Genomic DNA, 7,783 nt, shown 5'->3' on the forward strand with positions numbered 1-7,783 from the left:
CGCCAAAACCGTCATAATGACCAAATTTCTCCTGCCAGATTGGCAGGCTCGGAATGTCCATAAACAGAATAATACGCAAACCGCCGATCGTGAGCGCCTCTAATACATCCGTAGAACCTGTGAAGTCATCGCCGTAATAGCAGATTCGCATGGCGGTATCCTCTCCCTTCCCACTCAATTGAAGTTAGCTCTAGCCAAATGCTGCTAAAGCCTGCTTCAATTCAGGATGTTTGTCGGCATGCAGATCCAAAGGAATCCCCGCCAAAGCTGCATCCCACCCTTGCACAAGACTACGAAATCCTGCCCCGGGTCCCTCCGGATGCCCATGGATACCGCCTCCTGCGATATTCATCAGATCGACAGTTCGCAGCGTACGGTACGTTTCAGGTGCTGCCCCCGCCCATTGTTTCGATGACAACACARGAAGCACCGYGTCAGATTGATCAAATATTGGCGTCATGCATGCACGCACGCTATCTACGACGGAAGCATTGTCTTCATAGAACTTGTTGTTGAGACCGTTAACATGCAGATGATCCACACCGGCTAGACGGCACAATTTCTGATAGGCAGCAAATGACATGCCTAGATACGGGTATCGTGACAGCATACCCCATTGGTTCCGGTGTCCGTGTATACATACGGGGGCATGCTTCCTCAAGTGCGCAAGGCCAGCAAATCCGATGCTATTCATGCTGACCATAACGCAGTTGCCTCCGGCTTTTACGATAGTATCGAGATGACGCATCATCGGATCTATATCATCGGTAATGTTAAAGGCGTACATCGTCTTTTTACCAGTTCGATCCGCTGCTCGCTCGATTTCTTCCATGACTACCTTTATGCGCTCAGCAATTGGGGCGTACGGCGGGTTACCATGCACCTCGTCGTCCTTTATAAAATCAATCCCGGACAAAGCCAGCTCACGTACAATCAACCGCAACTGTTCTGACGTCAATCCGATGTTTGGCTTAATGATCGTTCCGATGATCGGCCGTCCATGCACACCAGTCAGCTCCCGTGTACCAGAGATACCGAACTGCGGGCCTTCGTACCGCTCTTGAAACTGCAAAGGCAAATCCAGATCAAGCAGCCGAAGTCCCGACAGCTCTTCCAGTTCATACAGATTTCCTGCAACTGTCGCAAGTAAATTCGGAATCGAAGGTCCAATATTGGCATATGGGAATGCAATCTTGACGATACCACGGCGGAAGGTGCCTTTGCTATCCGAAGGCACCTTAGCCCCCGGTAGCGAAGGAAATGGCGAGCTTTCCAACTCATGAATGGACACAATCTGCGCGCGATGTTTTTGCTTCAAGCTATCGGTTTCATTCGGCAGTGGCAGGAACGTTCCCGTCGATTGTTCACTGACGATAATTTCACAAGCCTTCTCCAGTGAAAATGCGGTTTCGAGCCAATAGGTTGCAAGGACTTGGTCGTTCTTCAACATGGATATTTCCCCTGTCTTTCCAATTCGGCACGTACAGCCATGATACCTAGACGTGGGCTAGCATACACAGGCAGTCCGGTTTCCTGACTTAACGCTTTTTCCATCCTTGCCATAGATCCCTGAGCCAGCACAAGTACATCCGCCTTATTTGCTACTGATTTGGCCGCTTCATAAATCAAACGATCATGTTCCTCGGGCTGGCCAGAAACTAATGCTTGATAAGCCCCTACAGCCAGAGCGTCTACGACACTGACTTTCCGACTTTGCCGTTCAGCCTCTCTTTGCAGCAACTGCCTAGTCGGTTCAAGTGTAGTAGGCAGTGTAGCCAGCACGCCGATTTGATTAAAATTTTTGGTGACCTGACGTGCCATATCATCGTCGATTTTAACAATAGGAATATTGAACAATGAGCGTACACGATCCGCTGCTTCACCTACCGACGAGCACGTATTGAGGATGAGATCAGCGCCGATGTCTTCGGCATGCCGATAATACTGAACCAGGCGGCGTACTACCGCCGTAGTCACTCCACCTGCCTGAATCACATCCGCAATCAAACTATCATCGATAATGTTGACAAGGCGGCAGCCCGGTAATTCCTCCCGAAACAGCGGCCCGATACGCTCCGATAGCCCTTGACCCGTGTAAACAGCAACAACTGTAGCCATGCCTTCTCCCCCTTTAGCTAGCTGTGTTATTCATAAGCTTAATGGCGGTGCCTAATCTACCTTCTTGCGCGAGCCAATTGTCTGCATCAGGAATGTCGAAATAACGGAGCATGCCTGGCAATATGAAACTCAAAGAATCATTCTCATCATAAAATGGTTCTTTAATCCACTCAGCGAGACTGCTCATTCGGTCATTCAGACATACGCGTTGGACGCGTGAATCAAGCAGCGCAGCTAACTCAGCGTATATCGCATATTTCCCACTGCCGTAAAGCTCAATATCATCCGAATCGATATTTTTCATCGTCCCTGCTAATTCGATWGCCCTCAAAACGTCGTATGTTCGTACCGCTGCCATACTATCACCGAGCCACATTAACTCATCTGTGTAGCGATCCATCATACCGAAGCGTTTGTAGGGTCTCTCCTCGGGCGAGTTCACGTGCGGCAATAACGATCCGATGCCCACTGGATTCAATACCATGGCAATACGGCCGGAAGCACAGGTTTCTTCGATCCATTTGGCATGTGCATTCAGTTGTTTGGTCCCGCCGTCCCACACAGCAATGGTAACTGGCAGCTTGCGGCCCGCCGATTCAGCTGGGAAAAATTGCAACGCGTTGTTCAAGAGACCTCGTTGGCTCCACCATACTGTTCTGAGCGCCCATAGATTCTCCACCTCACCGCCTCCGGAAAGACGCGGGTTCAGATCGCATGGCTTGCGATTGAAGTTCACGGCATTTCGCAGCCACTTCAATGCCTGCTTTTTCCGCAGATCCTCCGGCAACTCATAACGCGCTTTCTCCAACTGGTTCAGGCGCTCGATTGTTTCAGCGTGTGTGTTGCGGGCGTCCAGACATTCACCGATTACTTGCCCGCTCTGCGTGCATCGCAGCTGATCCGCTGGCAGCAACTGAACCGCTTCATCCTGCGGGGTAACCTTACACCCTAGCAGTTGTTCCGAGAAGAACTCAGCTGCCGCACGGGCTAATGGGATAGAAAAGCGGTGAGCATTTTCATCCTCATAAATATCCAATTGCGCCCCTTTCTCATACATTTCCCAAAATCTTCGATTGACCGCTACGGTGTGACGTGGCCCCTCAATCGGTACGGAATCGTACGTTGTAGCGAGTACACGCACAGGTCGAGGCGCCATTGCAAGCACAATATCCTCGTGATCAAATCCTAGCGCAGAGAAGCCTGGCCATTTCTGCTCAGCGTCTTGCGCTTTACCCGTAAGGAGAAAATACGGCCGGTTCATGATGAATCCGCCTGGTGCTGCGGCAGCGATGCGCTCGTCAGCCATCATGAGCAGCGATGTTTGCGTGCCGCCGCCAGAATGACCCGTAACACCGATCCTTTGTGAATCAACTTCTTTTCTCGTGCACAAATAGTCAATAGCCCGCATGGCATCGTGAAGCATATAGCGCGCCAAGCTGTCGCCAATCGGCAAACATTGCCGGCCTACATTTTCATGCTCGGTCACACTCGTCATCGGCGCCTGCCCAGTTGCAGGATCATAGAAGCCGAACCGTTCGCCTTGACCTACCGGATCAAGCGACAAGACGATTAGACCGGCATGAACCAAGTAGTGACAGACCGTCTGGTACTCGTCACAATGTTTCGCCTGCTCACGATGTCCGCACAGCACAAGCACAGCGCCACGTGGCTCGGTTATTCCATCAGGTAGATATAAATTTGCTGTAGCATAAACGAGCGGTCTGCTTTCAAAAATTACTTTCTCTACATAAAAGCCATTACCGGAGACCCTACCTGTTACTTGGGGGTTCAAAGGCGTGTCCGAAGCAGGCAAACCACCTACACAAGTAATGATACCTTCTCGGATCTCTTTCTGGCGCTGAATAAGATCGCCTTTATTTTCAATGGATCCACGCGCAAGCTCACCTCTCTCTGCTGCGCGCATGGCGGATTCATAAATCCATCTAGGCAGCTGGCTTTTCACATCAAAATGGGCGATTTGAACATTTTCAAACTTCTYAAACACGATGAGAACCTCCTCCTCTTGACACTTCTGCCAGTTCTGACTCAACCAACAAATCGGATAAACGTATAGGTTGATTGGCAGCAGCCGATTTCCAAACGGCTTCCCCCGTAAGCACCGCAAATGCACCCGCTTCAGCACCCGCCATGATGTCATAAGAGCGCTGCGGATCAGGTCCCAGGAACAAGTCTTCCAAAATGAGCGGATCCCCTCCGCCATGACCGCCGGCTTTGGGCACAACCTGTATCGTTTCTTTGCCTCCGAATAGCGGGAAGTAATCGATCGTTTGCTCAGGCACATGGAAAGCAGCGCGCCCAGACATAATTTCCTTCGTTTCAATCCTTCCTTTTGTTCCATTGATCGCTAACCGATATCCCTCGTATGGCACCGAGAAATTGACGGAATAGCTTAGCATAGCGCCTTTATCATACTTAACTACAGCTGCATACGTATCCTCAATATCAATTTCACTATCGAAAATGCACCCGTCAGGACGGTATCCTGTAAAATTGTCAGGCTTGATGTCTACCGCATTCACATGGTCGTCTGGCGGTACAATCTCTTTGCTCCGTGATGACCATCGCATGAAGTACGCACAAGAGGGCTTGACTCGGCACGTGCCGCAGTGTCTGCCGTCTTCCTTCACGGGATTCAACTCCCCGTCTGGACCAAAATAGTGCAGCGCTCCATATGCGAACGCTTCCAATGGTTTCTGGTCGATCCACCAGTTCACAAGATCGAAATGGTGTGTGCTTTTGTGCACCGACAACCCACCGGAGTTGCTGCGTTTGCGATTCCATCTTTTAAAATAGCTTGCACCGTGATACGTATCAATGTACCAATTCAAATCAACCGAAGTTACCCGGCCGACTCTGCCTTCCAGAATCAGTTCCTTAATTCTTGTATGAATCGGAGAATACCGATAGTTAAAAGTGACGTGGAGTTTCCCCCTGCTGTTGCTCTGAGCATCCAATACCCGCTTGCAATCGCCACCAGTCGTCACCATCGGTTTCTCCGAAATCACATCAAGATGGTGCTGCAAGCCCCCAACTATATAATCGACATGGGTGTAATCCACGCCTGCGACGATCACAGCATCTGGTTTCGTTTCCTGAATCATCTGCTCAAACTGAGCCGGAGCATATACGGGAGTCCCTGCCAGCGCCGGAAATTTCCTAAAGCAATTGGCAAAGCGGCTTGAGTCCGCATCCAACAAACCAACAATTTCACAATGCTGATGAAAAGTCTCCAGCATAGGACGAATAAACATACCGTTAGCCCTTGTGCTCACGCCGCAAATCACGTATTTTTTCTTCGCCATGATGTTATCCCTCCTTGCTTCTACTGTTAAGTATACAAAGTTGCGAATGGCAAACCATTAGTGAAAACGACTGTCATTATAGGTCAATCCTGTCTGGGCGTGGCTGGACGTAGAAATACCCTGCCGAGTAGCTCGTAGCCCGGCAGGGTATTTCTAGTTAGCTGTCTAATTACCTAGGATAACTGTAAACTTAAGAATCTGCGTTCCGCCAACAAGGTAAATATTGAATTGTTGAATGTTGTTCGTCTTAGGATCGCTGCTATTTGGATTGCGGGTATAAGATAATGTGAAATTGGGATTAACAGAGACCGAATCTTGTTTGGCAGGATCGAGCTCTTTATAAATAATATCACCGATAAACGATTGCAAGCCGATAAAATCATTCGCCGGACCAATTTGATCTTGATTCGTAACGGCGTTAGCACACGTAGTTGCTTTATTGTCTTTGTCTTTACACACATTAGTGAATGTACCGTAATTTGTAGCGGCCTGCAATTGATTCATTAATTGCGTATCCCACAGATAGAGGCCGTTTAATTGCAGTTTTGCACCATCACTTATCGTTTTGGGATTACCTCCCGATATTTTGATGGCTGTTGGGGCCATAGAATCGATACCAGATCCAAGGCTTTGTGTGAGTGACTTAACTCCAGTCGGAGTATCAAAAAAGACCGTAAGATTGAATTTTCCGCTGTCGAGACCAATAATTTTCCCGTTGTTATAAGCCATAGCCTTCGGATTGTCGGAAGTAACCGCTCTGACTTTAACGGAAAGACCTGTATCCAAACCAGCAGAATCTTTGGTTAAAATGGTGACACCTCTGGCAAGCGACGAATAGTTACTGAACAAGTAGGTCGCATTCGTAACACTGTTGACTTTTGCCGCATCATACAATATTCTTCCGACTGCTAACAGCTCGCTGCTTGACCCTAAGTCTAAGGAGTAGGTCAGATTCGGATTAGTAATATCATCGACATCCACAATGATCGAATCGGTGCTGAGCCTTTCTTGAATCTGCCCGCTTCCATCCAAATGAACTAAAGTAGCGGTTAATTTGTAGCTGCCCTTTTTGCCTGGATAAGTTTTGAAGGTGATGGATACGCCGTCACCGGTTTTGTCTTTGACAATATCCGTAATCTCCCTCAGTACAACAGGAGTAGCATCATTGAGTGTCACCGCTCCTGTAGTATAGACGGCCCCCGTTACTCCGCTGAGCTTTTCAAGCTTCATCTCAACCTTGTAATCACTACGCTTCGTCGCGAACACCTGGTCGAACTGATCATAGATTTTGAATACACCGCTCGTTTTCGCTTGTGAGAGGGTATTGATCAACAAAATCGTTTTTCCCGAGTTTCCATCATCCAATTTAATCGAATTGGGCTTACGAGCCTGTTCGATCATGATAGGGAGGCTAAACGTTTGATCGAGTCCGTTTACTCGAACATRGATAGTAGCTGGTCCTGCGGACGTCACCTCTTTGACGTGAATAGTGCCATTAAGGTCTATAGCTACGTTGCGCGTAATATTGGTTATCGGGTCAGTACGCGTAGCCGGTTTAGCTTCCAGTACAAGGCCGCCTGTAGCATATACGGAAATTTTCCCAGACGTTTCTAGCGCAGCTATTTCTGTTGAAGTTAACTCCTGATTGGACGAATCGATGACTTTCAAGCTTATCGCTTTATCTATATCGCCTTCCGTCAATGGCGTGATTACGGGTCCGATCACGACGGAGTAAGCTGTTTTCGGTGCAGCCACATTCAATTTTTGTGACACCTGTTCGCCGTTAAACATCAAATTGAGAGTCACTTCTTTATTGCTGTCCAAATCTGAATAAACGACCAATTGCAGTTCTGGATAACCGTCGTTGTCATAATCAACGAAATCATTGGGGTCATCTAATTTGAAAACGTTGCCAATAGTTCCGGTAAAGGATTTGAATAATCCCATACTCAAAACTTTAGGATCTACAATTCGATTGCCGTACTGGTCATAAGCCTTAAAGGTGAGGTACGCTTTTCCTCCGGCTTGAAACACCAGTTGACCAACAGGGAGCTTCAGATTGTTTTTCGGATCGCCTAAGTCGACTTTCTTCACTTGCGGCATATCGCCAATCGTGAATGTTTTGTTGACATTTAAATAGCCGCTTTTTTCAAGTACGTTAACAGTAATTGTATTGTCTGGCCGTAAATCGCTTACATCCAAGATCATAGCGTTACTTTCAGCCAAAATAGTTACCTGAACTTGTTTCGGTGCGCTTACATAAACGCTCACATTGCTTGCCGATAACTTCATTGGCTCGCCATATTGATTAAGTGCCTTATACGTTATAAGCGCCTTAGACC

At 48.1% G+C, this 7,783-nt stretch carries 4 protein-coding genes and 1 pseudogene; all 5 read right to left on the minus strand.

Features of this window, described 5'->3' with window-relative positions:
• Nucleotides 1-190: 190 nt before the first annotated feature.
• Nucleotides 191-1,450: a ribulose-bisphosphate carboxylase large subunit family protein gene (locus AC1DUA_RS14520; RefSeq protein WP_477500445.1), complete on the minus strand. Its 1,260-nt coding sequence runs from the start codon at nucleotides 1,448-1,450 to the stop codon at nucleotides 191-193.
• Nucleotides 1,444-2,118 (minus strand): aspartate/glutamate racemase family protein, encoded by a 675-nt coding sequence (locus AC1DUA_RS14525; RefSeq protein WP_477500446.1) that lies wholly within the window; start codon nucleotides 2,116-2,118, stop codon nucleotides 1,444-1,446. Before AC1DUA_RS14525 ends, AC1DUA_RS14520 begins: the two co-directional genes overlap by 7 nt.
• Before the next feature lie 13 nt (nucleotides 2,119-2,131).
• Nucleotides 2,132-4,123: an alpha/beta hydrolase family protein gene (locus tag AC1DUA_RS14530; protein ID WP_477500447.1), complete on the minus strand. Its 1,992-nt coding sequence runs from the start codon at nucleotides 4,121-4,123 to the stop codon at nucleotides 2,132-2,134.
• Nucleotides 4,116-5,441, minus strand: a complete 1,326-nt coding sequence (locus AC1DUA_RS14535) for a Gfo/Idh/MocA family protein (protein ID WP_477500448.1) — start codon at nucleotides 5,439-5,441, stop codon at nucleotides 4,116-4,118. Before AC1DUA_RS14535 ends, AC1DUA_RS14530 begins: the two co-directional genes overlap by 8 nt.
• A gap of 165 nt (nucleotides 5,442-5,606) precedes the next feature.
• A pseudogene (locus AC1DUA_RS14540) lies at nucleotides 5,607-7,783 on the minus strand (hypothetical protein); the annotation flags it as partial.

Source organism: Paenibacillus sp. 01T422, assembly GCF_056398785.1.

Coding starts and splice junctions, on each gene's coding strand:
- AC1DUA_RS14525 (WP_477500446.1), bottom strand. CDS start 2,118: ATGGCTACAGTTGTTGCTGTTTACACGGGTCAAGGGCTATCGGAGCGT.